Genomic DNA, 22,177 nt, shown 5'->3' with positions numbered 1-22,177 from the left:
CGTCCGGTGCTGGACAAGCCGCCTGCCCCGCGCTATGGGTCAGCGGGCGCGGAGCTCGACCAGGGTGACCTGCGGCTCCGCGCCGACGCGCACCGGCGGGCCCCAGAAGCCGGCGCCGTTGGTGACGTACACCTTGGTGCCGTCGACCTCGCCGAGGCCGGAGACCACCGGCTGCTGGAGCTTCACCAGGAGGTTGAACGGGACCATCTGGCCGCCGTGGGTGTGCCCCGAGAGCTGGAGGTCGACGCCGAACTTCGCCGCCTCCACCGCGGCCACCGGCTGGTGGGCGAGCAGCACCACCGCGCGGCTCGGGTCGCGGTCGCCGAGCGCCGCCGTGTAGTCCGCCGGGGCGGCCAGCCCGGTGCCGGCGGCGGTCACGTCGTTGACCCCGGCCAGGTCGAGCACGCCGCCCCGGGCCTGGATCTCCGTCCGCTCGTTCTGCATCACCCGCAGCCCGAGCCGGTCCACCTCCTGGACCCACTCCTCGACGCCCGAGTAGTACTCGTGGTTGCCGGTGACGAAGTAGCTGCCGTGCCGGGAGCGCAGGCCGCGCAGCGGCTCGGCCGCCTCGCCCAGCTCGGCCACCGAGCCGTCGACCAGGTCGCCGACGACCGCGACGATGTCGGCGTCCAGGCGGTTGATCGCGGCGACGATCCGCTCGGTGTGGGCCCGGCCACGCAGCGGGCCGAGGTGGATGTCGGAGACGGTGGCGATCCGCAGGCCGTCCATGCTCCGGGGGAGCTTGGCGAGCGGGATCTGCACCCGGTCGAGCCGCGGCGGGCCGAGCGCGGTGCGGATGCCGTACCCGGTGAGGCCCGTCGCGGTGAGCCCGGCGAAGATCGCCGCCCCGCGGGCGAGCAGCAACCGGCGGGCCGGGTCGTGGTCCGGCTGCGAGACCGCGCCGGCGGCCGGCGGATCGGCCGGCCCCGCCGCGCCGACCAGGGCGGGCTCGGGCGCGGCGGCGGTGGGCTCCGCGGCGACGGCCCGGCGGCGCAGCACCAGCCGGGCCACCAGCATCGGCACCTCCAGCGCCACGAGCAGCACCAGCAGGTAGAACATGACGGCGAGCCAGAGGTAGCCCGGCCACGCGAGCCAGTAGAGGCCCGCCTGGGTGCCGGCCATGGTCGCCGGTACGAGCAGCGCCAGCACCAGGGCGGTGATCCCGCCGATCCGCCGCCAACGCCCCGGGGTGGTGGTGTCGCGCACCAGCCGTTTCCAGAGGTAGAGGTGGATCAGGCCGGTGATCAGCGCCATGGTGGCCACGAAGGCCAGTGCCGCCAGCATGTGTGCGCCTCCCTCAGCCGCCCGCGAAGGGGGGCAGGACGTCGATCGTGGCCCCGGCCGGTAGCGGTGCCCGACGATCATGGCAGGTCACGCCGTCGACCAGGAAACTCGCCACCCGCAGCACGGCGGCGAGCTGCTCGCCGTGCCGCCCGGCGAGTTCCACGACGAGTTCGTCGAGGCAGCCGCCTCCGGGTGCGGTCTCCTCGGGCCGGCCGGCGGCGGCCCGCGCCCCGGCGAAGTATCGGACGGTCAGCGACGCCTCGACGTCGGCACCCTCGGCCGGTGACCCGGTGCGGGCTGTGCCTGCCTGGGTCGGCGGCGTGGTGCGGGCCGTGTCTGCCTGGGCCGGTGTCCCGGTGCGGGCCGGCCGCGTCGGTTCCGCCACGGTCAACCCCCGATCGCGGACATCGGCCGGGCCGGCTGGAGGAAGGCCGGGTCGTCGATGTCGTGCCCGGCCCGCTTGCCCCACATCGCCGTGCGCCAGCGCCGGGCCAGCTCGTCGTCGTCCGCCCCGGCCCGCAGCGCGCCGCGCAGGTCGGCCTCCTCGGTGGCGAAGAGGCAGGTGCGGACCTGTCCGTCGGCGGTGAGCCGGGTGCGGTCGCAGTCGCCGCAGAACGGCCGGGTGACGCTGGCGATCACGCCGACCCGCGCGGGGCCGCCGTCGACCAGCCAGGTCTCGGCCGGCGCCGCGCCGCGTTCCGTGGGGTCGGGGGTCAGGGCGAACTCCCGGCGCAGCGAGGCGAGGATCTCGTCGGCGGTGACCATGGTGGCGCGGTCCCAGCCGTGCTGGGCGTCCAACGGCATCTGCTCGATGAACCGCAGCTCGTAGCCGTGCGTCAGGGCGAAGCGGAGCAGCGCCGGCACCTCGTCGTCGTTGATCCCGCGCATCAGCACCGCGTTGACCTTGACCGGGGTCAGCCCGGCGGCGGTGGCTCCGGCGAGCCCGGCCAGCACGTCGGGGAGGCGCCGGCGCCGGGTGAGCCGGGCGAACCGCTCCGGGTCCAGGGTGTCCAGCGAGACGTTCACCCGGTCCAGCCCGGCGGCGCGCAGCGCGGGGGCGAGCCGGTCCAGCCCGATGCCGTTGGTGGTCAGGGAGATCCGGGGACGCGGCTCCAGCGCCGCCACGGCGGCCACGATGCCGACCAGCCCGGGCCGGATCAGCGGCTCCCCGCCGGTGAACCGCACCTCGGTCACCCCGAGCCGCCGCACCGCGACCCCGACCAACCGGACGATCTCGTCGTCGCCGAGCAGTTGCGGGCCCGCCAGCCAGGGCAGCCCGTCGGCCGGCATGCAGTAGGTGCAGCGCAGGTTGCACTTGTCGGTCAGCGACACGCGTAGGTCCCGGGCGACGCGGCCGTACCGGTCGACGAGGACGCCATCGGTCGGTGGGGCGGCGTTCACCCGTCGACGGTAGCGCGCACCAGCGCCGACCGGGCGGTGCGGGCGACCCCATCGCGGTACGCCCCGCCGAACAGGGCGGTGTGCACCAGCATCAGGTGGAGCTGGTGCAGCGGCACCCGCTCCCGCCACCCGTCGGCCGGCGGCCACGCCTCCGCGTACGCGGCGAGGATCCGGTCCAGGTGGGGCGCGCCGCCGAAGAGCGCCAACTGCGCCAGGTCGGTCTCCCGGTGCCCGCCGTGCGCCGCCGGGTCCACCAGCCAGGCCCGGTCGTCGGCCCCCCAGAGCACGTTGCCCGGCCAGAGGTCGCCGTGGATGCGGGCCGGCGGCTCGTCCCCGCCGAACTCGCCGATCCGGTCGACGACCTCCTCGACCAGCCCGGCCTCCGCGCCGGTCAGCGCGCCGCCGTCCACCGAGCGGCGCAGGTAGGGGACCAGCCGACGCTCGGCGAACCAGCGCGACCACGGGCCGTCGTCCGGCGTGTTGTCCTGCGGGAGGGCCCCGATGAACCCGGCCCACTCGGCCCCGAAGGCCGGCGCGCCGGCCCGGTGCAGCCCCGCCAGCTCCCGGCCGAACCGTTCGGCCGCCTCGGGCGTCGGCTCGCCGGGCTCGACCCAGTCGAGTGCCAGCAGCTCCGGCAGCGCCACGACCACGTCCGGTACGGCGACCGCGCCGGCCTCGCGTAGCCAGCGCAGGCCGGCCGCCTCGGCGGCGAAGAAGCCCTCGGACACGGGCCTTCCGGCGGTCTCCGGCCAGGTCTTGGCGAAGACGGAGTGGCCGTCGTCCAGGGTCAACCGGGAGGCGGCGCAGATGTCGCCGCCGGAGACGGGCGTCTCCCGGATCCGCTGGTGGGTCAGGAAGGTCGGCAGGTGCTCCGGATGCGCCCGCAGGTACGCCAGATCCATGACGGCAACGTAGCCGCTTCACCCTCACCGCGCGTCGTTCGCGCCACAGGTTCCCCGGTGAGCTGCGGCGATACTCTCCGTGTCTGTGGATAACCCGTGTGTCGTCCACAGGGTCAGCCGGCCGGTGCGCCCGCGCCGCAGGCTGCGGGCATGACCTCGACCGACCGCCCCCGGCTCGCCGTCCGTTCCCCCGCCGACCTCATCGCCGCCGTGCCGTACCTGCTCGGTTTCCACCCGGCCGACAGCGTGGTAGTGGTCGCCATGCGGGGCCGCCGGATCACCTTCGCCGCCCGCGCCGACCTGCCCGACCTGGCAGACCCGCACGATCCGGCCCGGCACCTCGCCGGCGTCATCGCCCGGCAGGGCGCCGAGACCGCCACGGTCCTGGGTTACGGCCCGGCCGCCCGGGTCACCCCGGCCGTCGACGCCGTGCGCGCCGCGCTGGCCGTGGCCGGGCTGCCCGTGCTCGACGCCCTCCGCGTCACCGAGGGCCGCTACTGGTCGTACGTCTGCACGGAGCCGGAGTGCTGCCCGCCGGAGGGCACCCGCTTCGACGCCGGGGCCAGCGAGGTCAGCGCGGCGGCCGTCTTCGCCGGCCAGGTCGCCCTGCCCGACCGGGCCGCCCTCGTCGCGCAGGTCGCCCCGGTCGACGGCCCGGGCCGGGTGGCGATGCGCCGGGCCGCCGTCCGCGCCGAGCGGCGCCTGGCGGCCCTGCTCGACAAGACGCCCCCGGCGGAGCTGCGCGACGGGCGGGCGGTCCGGGCCGCCGGGGTGGCGGCGGTACGCGGCGCGTTGCGCCGGCACCGGCGGGGGCAGCGGCTCGGCGACGACGAGGTGGCCTGGCTGAGCCTGCTGCTGACCCACGTCACCGTCCGCGACCACGCGTGGGAGCGCACGGACGGGCGGGACGAGGACATCGCGCTCTGGACCGACGTGCTGCGCCGGGCCGAGCCGGAGCTGATCGCCGCGCCGGCGGCGCTGCTGGCGTTCGCGGCCTGGCGGGCGGGGCAGGGGGCACTGGCGGCGGTGGCCCTGGAACGGGGCCTTGCCGAGCACCCCGACCACTCGCTGGCGCTGCTCCTCGACGACCTGCTCCGCCGGGGCGTGCCGCCGTCCGCGTTGGACGGCTGGCCGGCGGTCGCGGTGCCCGGCGTGCTACGCCGCAGGCGCACCCGTCGGGGGCCCCGCTGATCCGCCGCCGCCGGGCCGACGCATGGCGGCCCGGGTCATCCCCGGGCGGGAAGCCGCCGGCCCAGCCAGGAGAGCAGGATCTGCTCGTACTGCGGGCTGACTCCGGCCAGGTCGTCGGCCTCGTCCAGGGTGGGCGCGTGGTCGCAGCCGGTCAGCCGGGCGACAGTCAGCTCGGCGGCGCGGGCGGCCCGGCGCCATACCGCCAGACTCTCCTCGATCGGTATCCAGGCGTCGGTCTCGCCGTAGCAGAGCAGCACCGGGCAGGACAGCTCCGCGAAGACCGGCTCCGGGTCGAAGTCCATGTCGGCCCAGGCACCCGGCTCCGGCACTTCACGCGGCAGGAACACCAGCGGAAACCAGGGCCGCTCGACGGCCGCGTCCAGCTCCGCCTGGGCGACCGAGCGGGGCAGCCCGCCGCGCAGGTACGTCTCTGCGACCCGACGCAGCCGGCTCAGGTGGGCGAGGTCGGCGTCGCCGTACCCGTGGCGGCGAAGCTGCTCGGCGGTGGCGTACCGCATCTGCCGGGCGGGGCTGACGCCGCTGCACCCGACGAGCACGAGGAAGTCGACCCGGTGCCGGCTGGCGGTCAACGCGGCTGCCCAAGCCCCCTGGCTGAACCCCCACAGCCCGACGGGGGCGTCGCCGACCTGCCGGCGCAGCACGTCGAGGGCTGCCGCCGCGTCGTCGGCCTGGGCGGTCAGCGGCACGTCGTTACCGTCGACCCGGGGGCGCCGGTCGTAGCGCAGCACCGCGATGCCGGCCGGCGGCAGCAGCCGGGCCAGGTGCTCGTAGAGGAAGTGGGACCGCGTGCCGGCATGGGAGCCGTGCAGCACGGCGAGCGCTCCCCGGGCCGGCCCGGCCGGAAGGTCCAGGATGGCCGGAAGCTGCTGCTCGCCGACGCCCAGCTCCATGCCGGGCAGTCAACCACGGACCGGCCGCGTCCGTCTCGCCCGTCGTGCCCGCTGTTCGGGGCGGGGTGGACGGCGGTGGGCCCCGGAGCGGCAGCCTGCCGGCAGGCGTCGTGCGGCCGGCCACCGCACCGTTTCGTTCCGGCGACGACGGTCGCGGTTCGCGCCGTGCGGAGATGCGGGGGCGGTCAGGCCCGTTCGGCGACCCGAGCGACGAATGCGCGCCACGCCGCTGGCCCGAAGGTGAGGGCCGGGCCGGCCGGGTCCTTCGAGTCGCGTACGGCGACGACGCCAGGAAGGTTGTCGGCGACCTCGACGCAGTTGCCGCCGTTCGAGCTGCTGCGGGTGGCCTTGCGCCACCGCGCGCCGGTCAGGTCAGCCATGATCTTGCCTCTAGGAAGTCGATGGATTGGTTTCGCGGGAGCGCGACCGATCTCACGGTATCCCACACGGCCCACAGCGGAGCAACGTCATTAGTGATGCGTCCAGTTGCCTGATCATCCAGGTAGCCGACATCCTCGCCGTCCCTCGTCGTGGCAATCACGAACGGCCCCGCCTGGCCTGGGTGGAGGCCCGCGTCCAGCGGAAGGACATGCACCATGACGTTAGGCCGTTCGGCCATCGCTGCCAGGTGGTCGAGCTGCGGCACCATGACTGCCGGCGCGCCTCGGCGCAACGCTGCCTCATCGATCACGAAGACCGCCAGGGGCGGCCGGGGCCGCTCAAACACCGCAGCCTGCCGCCGTAGCCGCGTCTCGACGTAGCCGTCTGCGTCGGCTATCAGGGGGCCACTCGCGAGCACCGCGCGGGCATAGGCCTCGGTCTGAAGTAGTCCGGGAATGACGGTCGACTCATAGCACCGCAGCCCAGCCGCTTCGCGCTCGATGTCCGTCCATGGCTGGAACCATGCCGGCTCGCGGCGCTTCAGTGCGTCCGGCCAAAGCTCCTCTATGTCCTTGTTCAGGATTTCGGCGACCCGGGCACGGTGACGGGTCTGCGGAATTCGTCCCTGGCTCACCCACCGCGCCGCCGTCTTCGGGTCAACGCCGACTTGAGCTGCAAGGCTCTCGGCAGTCTCACCGGCCTTCGCCATCGCTACCTGTACCGCCCGGTTCATCCCGATCCCTCACTCGAACGTCCCGAATGATTCCGGTACAGACTGCTACGCGGTGTCACTGTCTGGCAACCCTCGGCAAGGTGCCTTGTAGGCGGCGCGAGCCGGTGGAGGCACCCGAAGCCCGCCGGTCGTGCCGGCGAGGGGGCCGCCGCCGGGCGAGCATCCGTGGCGGCCCCCTCCTCCAGCCGACGGACGAAGGGAAAGACGGTGAGCCCGCGAGAGATCACCTCCGGCGACGTTCTGTGCCTGACCCGATCCGCGAGCCCTCAGTTCGTCCGCCCGATCACCGTGCGGGTGATCCGTGTCCTGACCGACTGGCACACGTACCACGGATGGTGCTGGATCGACGTCTACGAGCTGAACGCGCGCGGCGACGCCGTGGACCGGCGCTCGCTGTACGTGCGGTGCGAGGGAGTGCGTTGGCGTACGCCGCCGCCCCCGGCCGCTGCCCCGGCCCGCCGCCCGATCTCCCGCGTGCGGGTGACGGCGTGAGTCGGCGGCGCCCCGAGCATCTGCCCACCCGGCCCACCTGGCGCTGCGCGGCCTGTGGGATTGCCTGGCCGTGTTCCGCCGCGAAGTTGCGGCTGCTCGCCGAGTACCGGACGGACCGGGCGGCCCTGCTGGTTCACCTGGCGACCCTCCAGGCGGAGGCGGGCGAACAGCTCGCGGCGTCGGACCGCGCCCCGGCACCGGGCGACCTGGCCGAGCGCTTCACCGGGTGGGCGCGGGCCCGCGGGTAGCCGGTACGCGGGTGGTCTCATGGACGGGGCAGCTCGACAGCGTTCCACCACCCACCCCAGACAGGGGCATCCGTCGAAGGATGTAGCGGACGTGCGTCCCGCGGGCCGACTCGACCGGTCCCGGGCCGCCCGACATCGCCGGCCTCCTGTTGGCTTGGGCCGCCGCCGCCCGGTGGGAACTGCTCGGCACATGGATCAGGCGGTGATCCGGCGGGGGTGGGCGTAGACGTTCATGGTCCGGTCGCGCAGGAAGCCCACCAGGGTCAGCCCGGCCTCCTCGGCCAGGTCCGCCGCCAGGCTGCTCGGCGCGGAGACCGCCGCGAGCAGCGGCACGCCGGCCATCCACGCCTTCTGGGTCAGCTCGAAGCTCGCCCGCCCGGAGACCAGCAGCACGTGCCCGGCCAGCGGCAGCCGCCGCTCGCGGACCGCCCAACCGATCACCTTGTCGACCGCGTTGTGCCGGCCGACGTCCTCGCGCAGCACGACCAGCTCGCCGTCCGCCGTGAACAGCGCCGCCGCGTGCAGCCCGCCGGTGCGGTCGAAACCGCGCTGCGCCGCCCGCAGCCGGTCCGGCAGCTCGGCCAGGACCGCCGCCGGCACGGTCAGCGGGTCGTCACCCACCGCGAAGACGGACCGGGTACGCACGGCGTCGATGCTCGCCTTGCCGCACACCCCGCAGGAGCTGGTGGTGTAGAAGTTCCGGGCCGGGTCGGTGGCCGGCTCGGGCACGCCGGGCGCGAGCACCACGTCCACCACGTTGTACGTGTTGGGCGTCTCCGCGCCGGCGCAGAGCTGCGCGGTGTGCACGTCGTCGGCGGCACGGATCAGCCCCTCGGTGAGCAGGAAGCCGATTGCCAGGTCCAGATCCTCGCCGGGCGTACGCATGGTCACCGCGAGCGGCCGTCGCCGGCCGGGGCCCGCCGCGCCGACCCGGATCTCCAGCGGCTCCTCCACGGCGAGAGCGTCCTGCTGGCGTAGCGAGGTGCGGCCGGTGTCCGCCGCGTCGAGGTCGATGCGGAGCACGCCGCGTCGGTGAGTCGCCCGTCCCATCCCGCCATCCTGCACCCCGTGCCCGGGCCGCCGTGCGGCTACCGTGGCCGGGTGGACGCGTACGCGGCGGTGGTGCTGGCCGGCGGGGCCGCCCGCCGGATGGGCGGCGTGGACAAGCCCGCCCGGGTGGTCGGCGGCCGGCCCATGCGGGACCGGGTGCTGGCCGCCGTCGCCGACGCCGCCCCGCGCATCGTGGTCGGCCCGCGCGGGCCGGTGCCCGCCGGGGTGCGGGTGACCCGGGAGGAGCCGCCGGGCGGGGGCCCCGTCGCCGCCGCCGCGGCCGGGCTGGCCCTGCTCGACCCCGGTACGCCGGTGGTCGCCCTGCTCGCCGCCGACCTGCCCCTGCTCACCCGTGCCGCCGTCGGCGGGCTGCTCGACCGGCTCGACGCCGATCACGACGGCGCGTGCTACGTCGACCAGGACGGGCGGCGGCAGACGCTCTGCGGGGTGTGGCGGGTGGCCCCGCTGCGCGCCGCCCTGGACCGCCTCGCCGCCGAGCGGGCCGCCACCGAGCCGGCCGCCGCCCCTGAGCCGGCCGCCGCCACCGGGCCGGCCGCCGCCACCGGGCCGGCCACCCGTGCCGGGCGGGGCGGCGCCGCGCCGCTCGCCGGGGCGCCGATCCGGGCGCTGCTGGCCGGGCTGCGGGTCCGCGACGTGCCGTGGACCGGTGCCGGCCCGCCGCCCTGGTTCGACTGCGACACTGACGAGGACGTACGCCGGGCGGAGGAGTGGGCGCGATGACGGTGATGGACGACTGGGTGACGGCGGCCTGTGCCGAGCTGGGTCTCGACCCCGCCCAGGTGCCGGTGCCGGCCGTGCTGGACCTGGCCAAGGACGTGGCGCACCAGGTGCTGCGGCCGGGCGCGCCCGTCACCGCGTACCTCCTCGGGCTGGCGGTCGGCCGGGGCGCGGACCCGGCGGGCGCCTCGGCCCGGCTCACCGCGCTGGCCGCCTCGTGGCCGGTCGAACTGGGCGCCGAACGCCCCGGCGAGGGCCCCGCCTGAGGTCGTTGTCCGATCACTGTCGGGCTGATTCGTCCCCCCGGTTGCGTGGGTAGGGTGACCTGGACGGACGGAGGCGATCATGACGGCAGACCACCCCTCGGCGCCGAACGGTGACCCGCCCGGCACCCTGCCGGCACACCACGAGCCGATCCTGCTCGACGAGCCCACCACGGCCGACCTGCGGGCGAAGGTGACCCAGGCGTGGCGGGAGTTCGCGCGGGCGTTGGCCGAGCGGCTGGCGGCGCTGCCGACGGGCACGCACGTCGAGCTGACGCTCGACCCCACCGCCTCCGGCACCGGCGACGCGGTCTACTCCGTCAGTGTCGACGTCGGCGAGGAGGGCAGGCTGGCGGCCCGCGCGGTCGGCAACGCCACCCTGCCGCAGGGCTACCGGCTGGACCGGGCCGCGGTGGCGGACATGATCGCCCTCGGCTGGTCGCCGCCCGGCGTGGTGGCGGGCTCCGGCGAGCACTTCGGGCTGGACGGCAACACCGCCGACGCCACCCGGCTGGCGGCCCTGATCACCCGGACGCTGCGCGACGTCTACGGCGCCCCGCACCCCGCCTTCCTCGTCTACCTGATCCACGACGCCGAGGGGGAGCCGCTGCCGGTGGAGCCGCTGGGCACCGCGCGCAGCGAGTTCGGCCCGGACCGCGACGTGGAGGCCGACCTGGACGAGGCGCTCGCCGCGGCGACCGCCGCCCAGGCCCCGGAGAGCGACGTGGCCGCGCTCGCCGAGCGGGTCCGCACGGTCGTCTCGACCATGCTCAAGTCGGACTCGGACCGGTTGCAGGTCGACTCCGACGGTGACATCAACATCCGCGCCGGCTCGGCGATGGTCTTCGTCCGGGTCCGCGACAACCCGCCGCTGGTGGACGTCTTCTCCCCGGTGCTCACCGAGGTCGAGCCCACCGAGCGGCTCTACGTGAAGCTCTCCGAGCTGACCAACCGGATGCCCATCGGCCGGCTCTACTGCGCCGACGACACCGTGTGGGCGTCCATCCCGGTCTTCGGCCGCAACTTCCAGGCCACCCACCTGATGCTCGCCGTGCAGGTGATGACAGGGCTCGCGGACGAGCTGGACGACCGGCTGCACGGCGAGTTCGGCGGCAAGCGCTTCTTCGGCGAGGGCGACAAGGCGGTCAGGCGCGACCAGGGTGAGCACCGCACCGGCATGTACCTCTGACAGTGAGCCTCCTCGGCTGAGACGGGTGGGGCCCGGAAACCCCGAGAAACCGGGCCCCACCCGCCGGGGAGGGAGAATCAGGTCACAGGGAGCCAGTCGAGGCTCCGGGCGGTGGTCGGATCGGTGGCCCGCAGGCCCGCGTCGAAGACGGTCCAGAGCACGTCACCCACCAGCAACGACCGGGTCACCGCGCCCGCCCCGCCGGGGTGGGACACCGTGCCGACCTCGCCGATGTCGCTCCCGGAGACCCGCAGCAGGCGTACGTCGTCGCCGACCGGGAGGGCGACCAGGCCGGTCTCCGGGCGGTGCAGGAAGGCGTGCGAGTCGTACTCCAGCGCGGAGTACTGCCCGGGCACGTGCCACTGGTCGAGCCGGGCGGGCCGGGCCGGGTCGCGGACGTCGAACAGGGAGACCTGGAGCCCCTGCGTCCGCCCCCGTCGGTCGGCCTCCTGGCCCACGCCGAGCAGCCGCCCGTCCGGCAGCGGATGCAGGTACGCCGAGTACCCGGTGATCTTCAGCTCGCCGGTGACCCGGGGCGCGGTCGGGTCGGTCAGGTCGACCGCGTAGAGCGGGTCGGTCCGCCGGAACGTGACCACGTACGCGGAGCCGCCGAGGTAGCGCACGGAGAAGATCCGCTCACCCGGGCCGAGGCCGGTGACCGCGCCGACCCGGGTCAGCGCGTCGCCGTCCCGGCGCAGCACGTGCACGCCGGACTCGGAGCCCGGGCGGGCGGCCCAGGGATCGCCGGTGGTGGTGGCGACCCGCAGGTGCCCCTGCCACTCTGAGAGGGCGTACTGGTTGACGAGCGACCCCGGCACGGTGCCGGCGGCGAGGTAGCGGGGACGCCCCGGCGCGCCGGTGTCGAACTGGTAGATCTCGGTGACCTGTGCGCCCGCCGGCCGGTCCCGGCGCGGCCCGGCGGGCCGACCCGTGACCGGGCGTTTGCCCGCGAGGTAGAGGTTCGGGCCGGTGCCGTAGACCGTGGTCGCGTCGGCGGCGACGCTGACCGGGTCGCCGTCGCCGAGCCGGTCGGCGGCCAGGTCGAAGCTCAGCACCGTCAACATCGACGTGCCGGACCAGGTGGGCGGGCTGCTCAGCCGGTCGCAGCCGACCCGCCCGGTGTGCCGCTGGGCGCCGGCCGTCCACTCGTACGCCGGCAGCCACGCCTCCACCCCGGCCTGGTCGATGACCGCCCGGTTCGCCGCCGTCCGCGCCGCGTCGGTGCCGCGCTTCGCGTACGGGAACTCCAGCCGGGGCCGGGTGCGGACGACGACCCGCGCGGTGGACCCGGTCTGCCGGGCGTCGACCAGGCTCCCGTCCATGCGGTAGGTGCCGAGCACCCGCGGCGGGCCCGCGAGGTCGACCAGGATCAGCCGCGGTACGCCGGCGATCCGCGACCCGGCGAACTCCCTGGCCCCGACCGCGCCCACCTGGGCCAGCACCAGCGCCCGGTCGCCGTGCAGCAGCAGGCTCTGCTGCCCCCACTTCAGCTCCGGCAGCGCCCCGGTGAGGTCGACCCGCCCGGTCTCCCGCCGGGCGGCCGGGTCGACCACCCGCAGCAGCCCCCGGCTGACCGTGACGATCCGCCGGCCGTCGGTCTTGACCAGGTCGGGCTCGTCCGCGCCGGCCTCGTGGTTGTTGGTGGTGGAGTGCTCGGGGGCGGCCGCCGCCTCCGCCCGCGCGGCGTCCGGGACCGCGCTGAGGGCGACCCCCGTGCGCCAGCCGCCGCCGAACCCCCACGGGCCGACGGACGCGCGGGCGGCGGCCCGCAGCCCGGCCAGCGCGTCGGCGCAGGAGTCGAAGGAGACCAGCACCGGCGCGGCCGGCAGGTGCCGTGGCGGCGGATCGCCGGGCAGCGGCGGAATCGCGCTCCCGCCGAGCAGGGTGAGGGCGGCCAGCGTGCCGGCCGCCAGGATGTGTGCTCCCCGTCTCATGGCCGGTTCGACGCGGCCGCGCGGCGCGTGGTTCCGACCCGCCCGGACCTTCCGCGCCGCTTTCCGCCGCGCCCCGGGCCCGTCGGTGCGGTCAGCCGCCGGAGGGCCCGACGCCGGGGGACTCGACCAGTCGGGAGAGCACGATCGTGCTGCGGGTGGAGGTCACGAAGGGCTCGGCCCGCAGCCGCTCCAGCGCCGCCTCCAGGTGCGCGATGTCGGCGGCCCGCAGGTGGACGAGCGCGTCGGCCTCGCCGGAGACCGTGTACGCGCCGACCACCTCCGGGTGCCGGCGGGTGGCGACCCCGATCTGGGCCGGCGTGGTCCGGCCCGCGCAGAACAGCTCGACGAAGGCCTCGGTGGTCCAGCCGACGGCGGCCGGGTCGACGACCGCCGTGAAGCCCCGGATCACCCCGGCCGCCCGCAGCCGGTCCACCCGTCTCTTGACCGCCGGGGCGGAGAGTGACACCCGTTGTCCGATGTCCGCGTACGAGGCGCGGGCGTCCGCGACGAGCAACGCAATGATCCGCTGGTCTACGGCATCTATCTGCAACGTTCCGCCTCTGGGAAGCAATGGTTGTGGCTGTTACCAAAGTTCAACGGTACCTACCCTTGGTCACCGTGAACCAGCAGCGAGTCCCGCGAAAGCGGACATATCTCATGTGCTCGCCGGAGCACTTCGCGGTCGAGTACGCGATCAACCCGTGGATGGACGTCAGCACCCCGGTCGACCCGGAGCTGGCGGTCAAGCAGTGGGACCGGCTGCGGGAGACCCTGGTCGGCCTCGGCCACGAGGTGCACCTGCTCACGCCCGAGCGGGGCCTGCCCGACATGGTCTTCGCGGCCAACGGCGCGTTCGTGGTCGACGGCATCGTCTACGGCGCGCAATTCAAGCACGAGCAGCGGGCCGCCGAGGCCGCCGCGCACCGGGCGTTCTACGAGTCGCAGGGCTGGCGGTTCATCGCGCCGAGCGAGACGAACGAGGGCGAGGGCGACTTCGCGTACCTGCCCGAGGCGCACGGCGGGCTGGTCCTCGCCGGGCACGGCTTCCGCACCGAGCTGCCGGCCCACGCCGAGGCGCAGGAGGCGCTCGGCCGCCCGGTGGTGTCGCTGCGCCTGGTCGACCCGCGGTTCTACCACCTGGACGTGGCGCTGGCGTCGATCGACGACGAGAACATCGTCTACTACCCGGGCGCCTTCTCGGCGGCCAGCCAGAAGGTGCTCGCCCAACTCTTCCCCGACGCGGTGGTCGCGGACGACGAGGACGCGCTGGCGTTCGGCCTGAACCTGGTCAGCGACGGGCTCAACGTGGTGCTCAACAGCGCGGCGACCCGGCTGGCCGGGAAGCTGAAGGCGGCCGGCTACCACCCGGTCCCCGTCGAACTGGCCGAGCTGAAGAAGGGCGGCGGCAGCGTGAAGTGCTGCATCGCCGAGCTGCGCCACTGAGCCGAGCCGCGCGAGGCGTACGACGAGGGGGCCGGCCTCCCGGGTGGGGAGGCCGGCCCCCTCGCGTGTGGTGCGGGGCGCTCAGCCGAGCGTGGCCAGCTCCGTGACCAGCACGTTCGACAGCACCTGGCCGTCGAGCTGCACCTCGCGCAGGTACCACTTCTGCTGCGGCGTGCGCGGCTGGTTGAACTGCCACACCCCGCGCGGGCTGTCGATCTGGCCGATCTTGCCGAGCGCCAGGTTGACCTGCTGCGGGTTGGGCGTCACGCCGGCGATCCGGATGGCCTGGTCGAGCACCTGTGCCGCGTCGTACGAGGCCATGGCGTAGGTGGTGGGCGAGGTGCCGTGCTTCTTGCGGTACGCGGAGGCGAACCGCCGGTTGGCGTTGTTGTTCAGGTCGGCCGAGTAGTTGAGGGCGGTCTGGATGCCCGTCGCATCCTCGGCCTTCACGCTCTCCAGGACCGTGCCCTCGGTGAGGAAGCCCGGGGCGTAGACCCTGCCGGTGAAGCCCTCGATGCGGAGCTGCTTGATGAACTCGACCGCCGACGGCCCGGCGTAGAAGCAGAACACGGCGTCGGGCTTGCGGCTCAGCGCCGTGCGGATGTCGGCCCGGTACGCGGACTTCGACGGGTTGGTGAAGACGCCCGTCCAGGTCACCGGGTCCTTGATGCGCGGGTCGGACTCGCCGAACTCCTGCTTGAAGCCCCGCACCACGTCCTGGCCGCCGGCGTTCTCCGGTGCGACGATCGCCAGCCGCGCCGAGGATCCCAACTGCTCCCGCAGGTAGCGCCCCAGTGCCCGGCCCGCCTCGTCCAGCACGTACGACGTCCGCCAGATGTAGACGACGCTCTGGAGGCTGGTCGGCGAGGCGTTGGAGCCGATCAGCGGCACCCGGGCCTGCTCGACGGTGTCCCGGATGCCGAACATGACGTTCGAGTCGACCACGCCGGTGAGGGCGAGCACGCCCTGCTTGAGCAGCCCCTCGACGGCGGCCTTGCCGGTCTTCACGCTCTCGCCCTCGTCGGCGGTGAGCAGGGTGACCGGGTGCCCGCCCAGGCCGTTTCCGTTGAGGTCGAGGAAGAGTTGGAAGCCGTTGGTGATCTCGTCGCCGATCGCCTTGAGACCTCCACTGGTGGGCGCGATGAGGCCGATCTTGATCGGGCTTCCGTCGTTGGCCGCTTCGCCCTCGGCCGTGTCGGTGCCGCAGCCGGCGGCGAGGCCCGCCGTTCCGAGCGCGGCCAGCAGTTGGAGTGCCCGCCTGCGGTTCATCTGCGACACCGGGTTCCTTCCAGGGAGCGTTGCAGGGCGGATCGCGCCCCCTCGGCGTTCTACCGGGTCAGCGACGCTCCGTCAATGCTTAGCGACCTTCCAACAGAGATCGAATAGCAGCCGTGACCTCCGGCCATGCCGTCGACTCCGGATCGATGAGCCCGAAATGTTCGCATTCTGGCAGCTCAACGAGGCCGATGTCGCCACCTGCCGCCCGGTCGGCCGCGACGAACTCGCGGCTCATCGCCACCGGCACCTGCTCGTCCAGCGCACCATGTACGACTACTGTACGTATCGGAATGGGCACCAGCGACCGTGGATCGGCGGCGGCGTACCGGTCGGGGAGGTCGGCCGGGCCGCCGCCCAGCAGGCCGGCCACCGCCCCGGAGTCCAGATCCAGCCGGTACGCCTCGGCGAGGTCCGACACCGGGGCCAGGGCCAGCACGCCCCCGACGGCGGCCGGGGCGGTCGCCGCCACGTACAACGCCAGGTGCCCGCCGGCGGAGTGGCCCACCAGGACCGGCGGCCCGGCGGCGACCCGCCCGGGCAACGCCTCGGCCGCCAGCCGGGGCAGCTCCGTCACGCCGGTCAGCACATCGGTCAGTGTCCCGGGCCAGCCGCCGCCCGGCTGCCCCGTCCTGCGGTACTCCACCTGGGCCACCGGGTGGCCGAGCGCGGCCAGCGCGGCGGCCAGCGGGTCGGTGTGCCGCCGGTCGTACTCGGCCCGCCAGAAGCCGCCGTGCACCACCACGACCAGCGGCCGGGCCGGACCGGACCCGGCGGGTCGGCGCAGGTCGGCGACCTGGTCCGGGTGGTCGCCGTAGGAGACGGCGGCGTCCGGGGCCGGGGCGGGGCGGCTGAGCACGGCGCGCGGGTCGGCGGGCATGGCGCGCGGGTCGGCGGGCATGGCGCGACCGTAGCGCGGATCACCCGCCGATCCGGCGTCGGGGATCGGTCCCCGGGCGCGGTGTGCCGTGCGGCTGGGTAAAGATGGACCCCATGACCGAAGCGCACTCCGCTGGACAGAACGACGAGCCGGGCCAGGACGGCACCGGTCACTCCGGAACGGTGGTGGTGGTCGGCCCGGACGGGCGGCCGGTCGGCACCGTGCAGACCGACGAGGCCGCCGGCGAGGACCCCACCCGACTGGTCGAGCAGCCGGCCAAGGTGATGCGGATCGGCAGCATGATCAAGCAGCTGCTGGAGGAGGTCAAGGCCGCCCCGCTCGACGACGCCAGCCGGCACCGGATGCGGGAGATCCACGAGCGGTCGATCGTCGAGCTCAAGGAGGGGCTCGCCCCCGAGCTGCGGGACGAGCTGGAGCGGATCTCCCTGCCCTTCACCGAGGAGAAGGCGCCCAGTGAGAGCGAGCTGCGCATCGCGCACGCCCAGCTCGTCGGCTGGCTGGAGGGCCTCTTCCACGGCATCCAGGCGGCCCTGGTCGCCCAGCAGATGGCCGCCCGGGTCCAGCTCGAACAGATGCGTTCGGGCCGGCAGGCGCTGCCCAGCGGCCCCGGCGGCGTGATGCCGGGCATGCCGGGCATGGGCCAGCCGCAGGGTGGCGAGGGGCACAGCACCGGCCAGTACCTCTGAGCGTGACGGCCGGCCGGGCCACGGCCGGCCGTCAGCCCACCCCGAAGACCTTCTCCAGGTACGCCGCCACGCCGTCCGCCGAGTTCGCCGAGGTCACCTCGTCGGCGACCGCCAGGACGGCGCGGTGCGCGTTCGCCACCGCCACCCCCCGCCCGGCCCAGGTCAGCATCGGCACGTCGTTGGGCATGTCGCCGAAGGCGAGCACGTCCCGGGCGTCGATCCCGAGCCGGGCGCAGTACCACGCCAGCCCGGCCGCCTTGGTCACGCCCGCGGCGGAGATCTCCACCAGCCCCGAGTACGACGAGTGGGTCGCCTCGGCCAGCCCCTCCAGCGCCCCGGCGACCAGCGCGACGAAGGCGTCCGGGTCCTGGTCGGCGGCCCGGGCCAGCAGCTTCACCGCCGGCGCCGACAGCAGCTCCTCCGGGGTCTCGACCGCCCGGATCGCCTCGTGGTCGGCGTCCCAGCGCAGCGGGTAGTGCGCCTCGTGCCGCATCTGCCGGCTGTCGACGATCTCCACGGCGAAGCTGATGTCGGGCACCTCGGCGCGTAGCCGCCGGGCCACCTCGGCGAGCAGTTCCGGCGCGAGCGGGTCGGCCCGGAGCACCTCGTCGGCGGCCGGGTCGTAGACCACCGCGCCGTTGGCGCAGATCGCCGGCAGCGGCTCGGCGAGCTGGTCGTACACGAGCTTCAGCCAGCGGATCGGACGGCCGGTGACCAGCACGACCGGCGTGCCCCGCGCGGAGATCCGCGCCAGCACGTCGGCGGTGTGCGGGCTGAGGGTGCGGTCGTCCCGTAGCAGGGTGCCGTCGATGTCGGTGGCGATCAGCCGAGGTGCTTCTCCCATCAGCGGGACAGTAGCCGATCGAGGTACACCGCCACCCCGTCGTCGTCGTTGCGCAGCGTCACCTCGTCGGCGGCGGCGCGGACCGTCGGGTGGGCGTTGGAGACCGCCACCCGGGCCCAGCCGGCCCACGCGAACATCGGCAGGTCGTTGGGCATGTCGCCGAAGACCAGCACCTCGGCCGGGTCGACGCCGAGCCGCTGCGCCACGACGGCCAGCCCGGTGGACTTGTCCACCCCCGGCGGGCAGATCTCCACGAAGCCCAGCCCCGCCTGGGTGAGCGTGGCGACCTCCGGCGGGACGACCTCCCGGGCGACGGCGAGCAGCTCGTCGACGTGGTGGTCGGCGGTCCGGACGAACGCCTTGATCACGTCGCAGGAGAGGCACTCGGCGCGGCTGCGCGCCTCGAACGCGTCCTGGTAGGGCCAGCTCGGGTGGTAGTCGCCCCAGAGCGGCGCGTCGTGCTCGTCCGACGCCTCGACCATCACCGTCAGCGGCCCCACCGCCACCTCCAGGTCGGCGAGCAGCGTGGCCAGCACCTCGGCGGGGAGGCGCTCGTCGCGCAGCACCACCGGCCCGGCCGGGTCGCTCTGGTCGACCACGCGACCGCCGCCCGCCATCACCAGGAAGTCGGCGGCGCGGATGTCGTTGCGGGTGAGCTCGGCCAGCCGGGGACCGCGGCCGGTCGCGCCGACCACCGGGATCCCGGCGGCACGCACCCGGTCCAGCACCCCGTGGGTGTACGCGGAGACGGTCTCGTCGCTGCGGACGAGCGTCCCGTCGAGATCGGTGGCGATCAGCTTGGGCAGGCCCGGGCGGGTCATCGTTCCTCCTTTGCCCGCCGCCGCCGCAACCAGCCGTTTCGGTCGTCGATGCCTCGACCCTGAGTGACGGCGGGCAGCAACCGTACCTCGCGCGGCAGGTACCGACCATTGCCTTTGGGCGAAGTCGGTGCCAACGGACGACGGCCCGCGGGTGTCCCCGTCCCGGTCCGGCGGGGCGGCCGTACGGTGGGCGGATGGGAGAGCGGGACTGGCCGGTGGCGGAGACCATCGGCACGGAGCGGCTGCTGCTGGAGCCCCTCCGTGTCGACCACGCCGAGGAACTCGCCCCGCTCCTCGACGACCCGACCCTGCACGAGTACACGGGCGGCAGCCCGGCGAACCCCGAGCAGCTGCGGGAGCGCTACCGCCGGCAGGCGGTCGGGCGGTCCCCGGACGGCGGGGAGGGCTGGCTCAACTGGGTCGTGCGGCACCGGGACACCGGCGACGCGGTCGGGACCGTGCAGGCCACCGTGCGGCTCGACGGCGACCGGCCGGTCGCCGAGCTGGCCTGGGTGGTCGTGGCACCGCGGCAGGGCCGCGGCTACGCCGGCGAGGCCGCGGCCGGCATGGTCGGCTGGCTGGCGGAGCAGGGCATCGCGGCCCTCGTCGCGCACGTGCACCCCGACCACCGGGCCTCCGCCCGGGTGGCCGAGCGGCTCGGCCTGCGCGCCACCGACGAACTGGTCGACGGCGAGGTCCGCTGGGCCGCCCCCTGAGCGGGCCCGGGTGCCGGAGCGCGCCGGGTGCTTGAGCGGGCCGGGTGCCGGAGCGCGCCGGGTGCCGGAGCGCGCCGGGTGCTTGAGCGCGCCGGGTGCGGCTGCGGGCCGGATTGGAGGGCGCGGCGGACGGCCGGGTCAGTCCCGGGGCTCGGGTCGGGCGAAGGGGACGGCCGGCCCGACCGTGAGGTCGGCCGGTGGGGGCAGCGCGTCGTCCGCCAGGTCGCGGGCCCTGAGACTCCGGCGGCGCCGGTCGACCGGCTCCCCCTCGTCGGTGGCCGCTGCCTCGTCGGCGGCCTCCTCGTCCGGCGTGGCCACCCCGACCGGGGCCAGCTTCAGTGCCGCCGCGAAGAGCACGCACGCGACGAACGCCGCCACCAGGCCCCGCCCGTACTCGACCCGGAACCCGTCGTCCGTCGAGTAGAAGAAGACGCGCTGGCCCGCCTCGTCCAGCGAGGCGGCGGTCGCGGCCAGCAGCGCCAGCAGTGCCCCGGCCAGGGTCAGGCCGGCGAGCCGGACATTGCGCCGCACCGCAGCGGTGCCGCGCAGCGCGAGCGTCACCGCGCAGGCCAGCGCCAGCAGCCCGACCAGGTAGCCGACCCCGAAGCCGCCGATGTCGGACACCCCGCCCGGCACCCGCACCGGCGTGTTGCCCTGCGGGCCGGCGTCGGGGATCGTCATCACCTGCCACTCGCCGAGCAGCGAGGCGACGGCGGCCACCGCGCCCAGCGCCGCCAGCAGCGGCGGCAGCCGGTGGTCCCGGCCCAGGCCGGAGAGCGTACGCCCGAGCCGGCCCGCGGGGGCCGCCTCCGCCCCGCCCCACTCCACGACGGCGGTGCCGTCGGACCGGTGGTCCTGGCGGGGAATGGGGAGATCCTGGGACATCGGCCACCCTTCCGCGTTCGCGGGCCTGAGCCGAATCATGACACAGTACGCACCCGGGGACGCGGAGCGTGAACGGTCGCCGGTCGGTGCCCTTTCCGATAGCGTCGGGGGCATGCCTATCCGTACCGCTTCCGCACGTTGGCAGGGCAACCTCACCGAGGGGTCCGGCACGGTCCGCACCGGCAAGGGCGGGCTGGAGGGTAACTACTCCTTCAAGTCGCGTTTCGAGGAGGGTGAGGGCACCAACCCGGAGGAGCTGGTCGGCGCGGCGCACGCCGGCTGCTTCTCCATGGCGTTCTCCAAGGCCCTCGCCGAGGCCGGCTCGCCGCCCTCCTCGGTGGAGACCACCGCCAAGGTCCACCTGGACAAGACCGACGCCGGGTTCACCGTCACCCGGATCGAGCTCGACACGGTCGGCGACGTGCCGGGCATCGACGAGGCGCAGTTCACCAAGCTCGCCGAGACCGCCAAGGAGAACTGCCCGATCTCGCGGCTGCTCTCCCCGGGCGCGCAGATCACCCTGACCGCCCGCCTCGCCTCCTGACCGCCTCCTCCGTCGGCGTACGCCTCCACGGGGAGCCACCCTTCCGGTGGAGGCGCGCCGATCTTGGCCGGGCCGCGCGGGCCGCGCCGTCGGGCAGAATGGGCGGGTGCCGGTGGAGATGAGCCGCGAGCGCTTCGAGGAGCTGGTCGGCGACGCGCTCGACGAGGTGCCCGAGGAACTGCTCGCCCTGATGAGCAACGTCGTGATCCTGGTGGAGGACGACCCGCCCCCCGGCGAGGACCTGCTCGGCCTCTACGAGGGCCACGCCCTCACCGAGCGGGGCTGGGACTACTCCGGCGTGCTGCCGGACCGCATCCTCATCTACCGCAACCCGATCCTGCGCCTCTGCGACGACGACGAGGACGTGGTGGACGAGGTCGCGGTGACGGTGGTGCACGAGATCGCCCACCACTTCGGCATCGACGACGAGCGGCTGCACGAGCTGGGCTGGGGCTAGCGGGCGCGCGACCGATGCCGCCACCGGCGGGCGGGCCGGGGGCCGCGCCGACCGGCGTCCGGGCCGGGCCGGTCGGCCGGTGGTCGGCGGTTGCGGCGTACGCCTACCGTCGGTCCAGGCATCGCGAAATCAGGAGGCACTTCCATGCGCAGCGAGCTCTTCTCCGCGGAGAACCTGGAGAAGGAGTCCGCGCAGCCCGGCATGCGGCTGCAGAACTCCAAGATGTTGAAGATCGAACTCAACGGCGAGGCGATGGCCCGCGTCGGGTCGATGGTCGCCTACCAGGGACAGGTGCAGTTCCAGGCGCTCGGCTCCGGGGGGCTCGGCAAGTTCCTCAAGCAGAAGCTGACCGGCGAGGGCGTCCCGCTGATGAAGGTCACCGGCCGGGGTGACGTCTTCCTCGCCGACTTCGCCAAGGACGTGCACGTCATCGACCTGGAGCCGGGCGACGCTCTCTCCATCAACGGCTCCAGCGTGCTGGCGTTCGACTCCACCCTCCAGTACGACATCCGGATGGTCGGCGGGGCCGGCATGGCCTCCTCGTCGGGCCTGTTCAACTGCGTCTTCACCGGCCACGGTCGGATCGCCATCACCACCAAGGGCACGCCGGTCGTGCTCAACGTCGACGCGCCCACCTACGTCGACCCGCAGGCGGCGGTCTGCTGGTCGGCCAACCTCCAGACCGGCTACCACCGGGCGGAGCAGCTCGGCCTCGGCACGCTGCTCGGCCGGCGCACCGGCGAGGCGTTCACGATGAGCTTCGCCGGCCAGGGCTTCGTCGTCGTGCAGCCCTCCGAGGAGCCGCCGATCATGGGCAGCGGCGCCCAGGAGCAGCAGGGCGGCCTGCTCGGCGGCCTGCTCAGCTGACCCGCGCCCCGCACGCGCACC

General features: G+C 74.7%; 27 protein-coding genes. 12 read left to right on the top strand and 15 right to left on the bottom strand.

What is annotated here, in order from left to right; translation table 11 throughout:
• Positions 1-39: 39 nt before the first annotated feature.
• From ACGF5G_RS06295 to ACGF5G_RS06280, 4 genes are all read right to left on the bottom strand, one after another.
• The gene (locus tag ACGF5G_RS06295) at positions 40-1,284 is read right to left on the bottom strand and encodes a metallophosphoesterase (protein ID WP_393259471.1); all 1,245 of its coding nucleotides are present in this window, start codon (positions 1,282-1,284) and stop codon (positions 40-42) included.
• Between the two features lie 13 nt (positions 1,285-1,297).
• A complete protein-coding gene (locus tag ACGF5G_RS06290) occupies positions 1,298-1,537 on the bottom strand; it encodes a MoaD/ThiS family protein (protein ID WP_393260632.1) in 240 nt (79 codons plus the stop codon).
• A 134-nt stretch (positions 1,538-1,671) separates the two neighbouring features.
• Positions 1,672-2,685 carry a GTP 3',8-cyclase MoaA gene (gene moaA / locus ACGF5G_RS06285; RefSeq protein ID WP_393259469.1) on the bottom strand — a complete coding sequence of 338 codons (1,014 nt, stop codon included), beginning with the start codon at positions 2,683-2,685 and terminating at the stop codon, positions 1,672-1,674.
• Positions 2,682-3,587 (bottom strand): fructosamine kinase family protein, encoded by a 906-nt coding sequence (locus ACGF5G_RS06280; RefSeq protein ID WP_393259467.1) that lies wholly within the window; start codon positions 3,585-3,587, stop codon positions 2,682-2,684. The genes moaA and ACGF5G_RS06280 overlap by 4 nt, the downstream gene beginning before the upstream one ends.
• 150 nt (positions 3,588-3,737) lie before the next feature.
• Here ACGF5G_RS06280 and ACGF5G_RS06275 point away from each other — a divergent pair, with 150 nt between their 5' ends.
• Entirely contained in the window at positions 3,738-4,778 is a 1,041-nt protein-coding gene (locus ACGF5G_RS06275) for a DUF4192 domain-containing protein (RefSeq protein WP_393259465.1), read from the top strand.
• 35 nt (positions 4,779-4,813) lie between these two features.
• On the opposite strand, the gene ACGF5G_RS06270 is transcribed toward ACGF5G_RS06275, so the two are convergent.
• From ACGF5G_RS06270 to ACGF5G_RS06260, 3 genes are all read right to left on the bottom strand, one after another.
• Positions 4,814-5,689, bottom strand: a complete 876-nt coding sequence (locus ACGF5G_RS06270; protein ID WP_393259463.1) for an alpha/beta hydrolase family protein — start codon at positions 5,687-5,689, stop codon at positions 4,814-4,816.
• A 185-nt stretch (positions 5,690-5,874) separates the two neighbouring features.
• Entirely contained in the window at positions 5,875-6,069 is a 195-nt protein-coding gene (locus ACGF5G_RS06265; RefSeq protein ID WP_350702536.1) for a DUF397 domain-containing protein, read from the bottom strand.
• Positions 6,057-6,803, bottom strand: a complete 747-nt coding sequence (locus ACGF5G_RS06260; RefSeq protein WP_357450398.1) for a helix-turn-helix transcriptional regulator — start codon at positions 6,801-6,803, stop codon at positions 6,057-6,059. Before ACGF5G_RS06260 ends, ACGF5G_RS06265 begins: the two co-directional genes overlap by 13 nt.
• Positions 6,804-7,010: 207 nt before the next feature.
• Here ACGF5G_RS06260 and ACGF5G_RS06255 point away from each other — a divergent pair, with 207 nt between their 5' ends.
• A complete protein-coding gene (locus ACGF5G_RS06255; protein ID WP_393259461.1) occupies positions 7,011-7,295 on the top strand; it encodes a hypothetical protein in 285 nt (94 codons plus the stop codon).
• Positions 7,292-7,543 carry a flavin reductase gene (locus ACGF5G_RS06250; protein ID WP_393259459.1) on the top strand — a complete coding sequence of 84 codons (252 nt, stop codon included), beginning with the start codon at positions 7,292-7,294 and terminating at the stop codon, positions 7,541-7,543. The genes ACGF5G_RS06255 and ACGF5G_RS06250 overlap by 4 nt, the downstream gene beginning before the upstream one ends.
• A 195-nt stretch (positions 7,544-7,738) precedes the next feature.
• Here ACGF5G_RS06250 and fdhD read toward each other — a convergent pair whose 3' ends face one another.
• Positions 7,739-8,593 carry a formate dehydrogenase accessory sulfurtransferase FdhD gene (gene fdhD, locus ACGF5G_RS06245; RefSeq protein ID WP_393259457.1) on the bottom strand — a complete coding sequence of 285 codons (855 nt, stop codon included), beginning with the start codon at positions 8,591-8,593 and terminating at the stop codon, positions 7,739-7,741.
• Between fdhD and ACGF5G_RS06240 the strand changes: the two genes are divergently transcribed.
• The 3 genes from ACGF5G_RS06240 to ACGF5G_RS06230 all read left to right on the top strand — a co-directional run bounded on the left by ACGF5G_RS06240 (position 8,576) and on the right by ACGF5G_RS06230 (position 10,783).
• A complete protein-coding gene (locus ACGF5G_RS06240; protein ID WP_393259455.1) occupies positions 8,576-9,334 on the top strand; it encodes a molybdenum cofactor guanylyltransferase in 759 nt (252 codons plus the stop codon). The genes fdhD and ACGF5G_RS06240 overlap by 18 nt on opposite strands.
• On the top strand, positions 9,331-9,597 hold the full coding sequence (locus ACGF5G_RS06235) for a DUF6457 domain-containing protein (RefSeq protein WP_393259454.1): 267 nt from the start codon (positions 9,331-9,333) through the stop codon (positions 9,595-9,597). The genes ACGF5G_RS06240 and ACGF5G_RS06235 overlap by 4 nt, the downstream gene beginning before the upstream one ends.
• Before the next feature lie 79 nt (positions 9,598-9,676).
• Complete coding sequence (locus ACGF5G_RS06230) at positions 9,677-10,783, top strand: hypothetical protein (protein WP_393259452.1); 1,107 nt, start codon at positions 9,677-9,679, stop codon at positions 10,781-10,783.
• A gap of 77 nt (positions 10,784-10,860) precedes the next feature.
• Here the strand turns inward: ACGF5G_RS06230 and ACGF5G_RS06225 are convergent, their stop codons facing one another.
• Positions 10,861-12,717 (bottom strand): beta-propeller domain-containing protein, encoded by a 1,857-nt coding sequence (locus ACGF5G_RS06225; RefSeq protein WP_393259451.1) that lies wholly within the window; start codon positions 12,715-12,717, stop codon positions 10,861-10,863.
• 91 nt (positions 12,718-12,808) lie between these two features.
• Positions 12,809-13,267, bottom strand: a complete 459-nt coding sequence (locus ACGF5G_RS06220) for an Lrp/AsnC family transcriptional regulator (protein WP_350702553.1) — start codon at positions 13,265-13,267, stop codon at positions 12,809-12,811.
• A gap of 59 nt (positions 13,268-13,326) precedes the next feature.
• Between ACGF5G_RS06220 and ddaH the strand changes: the two genes are divergently transcribed.
• A complete protein-coding gene (gene ddaH, locus ACGF5G_RS06215) occupies positions 13,327-14,160 on the top strand; it encodes a dimethylargininase (protein WP_393259448.1) in 834 nt (277 codons plus the stop codon).
• Between the two features lie 81 nt (positions 14,161-14,241).
• Here the strand turns inward: ddaH and ACGF5G_RS06210 are convergent, their stop codons facing one another.
• Together ACGF5G_RS06210 and ACGF5G_RS06205 are read right to left on the bottom strand one after the other, a co-directional pair.
• The gene (locus ACGF5G_RS06210) at positions 14,242-15,438 is read right to left on the bottom strand and encodes an ABC transporter substrate-binding protein (protein ID WP_393259446.1); all 1,197 of its coding nucleotides are present in this window, start codon (positions 15,436-15,438) and stop codon (positions 14,242-14,244) included.
• Positions 15,439-15,517: 79 nt separating this feature from the next.
• The gene (locus ACGF5G_RS06205) at positions 15,518-16,315 is read right to left on the bottom strand and encodes an alpha/beta hydrolase family protein (RefSeq protein WP_393260629.1); all 798 of its coding nucleotides are present in this window, start codon (positions 16,313-16,315) and stop codon (positions 15,518-15,520) included.
• 104 nt (positions 16,316-16,419) lie between these two features.
• Here ACGF5G_RS06205 and ACGF5G_RS06200 point away from each other — a divergent pair, with 104 nt between their 5' ends.
• Positions 16,420-17,022, top strand: coding sequence for a bacterial proteasome activator family protein (locus ACGF5G_RS06200; RefSeq protein WP_357697925.1), 603 nt, complete (start codon positions 16,420-16,422; stop codon positions 17,020-17,022).
• A 31-nt stretch (positions 17,023-17,053) separates the two neighbouring features.
• Here the strand turns inward: ACGF5G_RS06200 and ACGF5G_RS06195 are convergent, their stop codons facing one another.
• Positions 17,054-17,866, bottom strand: a complete 813-nt coding sequence (locus ACGF5G_RS06195; RefSeq protein WP_393259444.1) for an HAD family hydrolase — start codon at positions 17,864-17,866, stop codon at positions 17,054-17,056.
• Positions 17,866-18,687: an HAD family hydrolase gene (locus tag ACGF5G_RS06190; protein WP_350678411.1), complete on the bottom strand. Its 822-nt coding sequence runs from the start codon at positions 18,685-18,687 to the stop codon at positions 17,866-17,868. The genes ACGF5G_RS06195 and ACGF5G_RS06190 overlap by 1 nt, the downstream gene beginning before the upstream one ends.
• Before the next feature lie 194 nt (positions 18,688-18,881).
• Between ACGF5G_RS06190 and ACGF5G_RS06185 the strand changes: the two genes are divergently transcribed.
• Positions 18,882-19,403 carry a GNAT family N-acetyltransferase gene (locus tag ACGF5G_RS06185; RefSeq protein ID WP_393259442.1) on the top strand — a complete coding sequence of 174 codons (522 nt, stop codon included), beginning with the start codon at positions 18,882-18,884 and terminating at the stop codon, positions 19,401-19,403.
• Between the two features lie 138 nt (positions 19,404-19,541).
• Here the strand turns inward: ACGF5G_RS06185 and ACGF5G_RS06180 are convergent, their stop codons facing one another.
• On the bottom strand, positions 19,542-20,288 hold the full coding sequence (locus tag ACGF5G_RS06180; protein WP_393259440.1) for a hypothetical protein: 747 nt from the start codon (positions 20,286-20,288) through the stop codon (positions 19,542-19,544).
• Between the two features lie 112 nt (positions 20,289-20,400).
• On the opposite strand from ACGF5G_RS06180, the gene ACGF5G_RS06175 reads away from it, so the two are divergent.
• The 3 genes from ACGF5G_RS06175 (at position 20,401) to ACGF5G_RS06165 (ending at position 22,156) form a co-directional block, all read left to right on the top strand.
• Entirely contained in the window at positions 20,401-20,832 is a 432-nt protein-coding gene (locus tag ACGF5G_RS06175) for an OsmC family protein (RefSeq protein ID WP_350702569.1), read from the top strand.
• A gap of 112 nt (positions 20,833-20,944) precedes the next feature.
• Positions 20,945-21,289, top strand: coding sequence for a metallopeptidase family protein (locus tag ACGF5G_RS06170; RefSeq protein ID WP_350702725.1), 345 nt, complete (start codon positions 20,945-20,947; stop codon positions 21,287-21,289).
• 144 nt (positions 21,290-21,433) lie between these two features.
• Entirely contained in the window at positions 21,434-22,156 is a 723-nt protein-coding gene (locus ACGF5G_RS06165) for an AIM24 family protein (protein WP_350678421.1), read from the top strand.
• The last annotated feature ends 21 nt before the right edge of the window (positions 22,157-22,177 follow it).

Origin of the sequence: Micromonospora sp. NPDC047730 (assembly GCF_043204765.1) — a bacterium.
Lineage (GTDB): Bacteria > Actinomycetota > Actinomycetes > Mycobacteriales > Micromonosporaceae > Micromonospora.
Note: the sequence above shows the minus strand (reverse complement) of the source record. Positions and strands in the feature narration are given on the sequence as shown.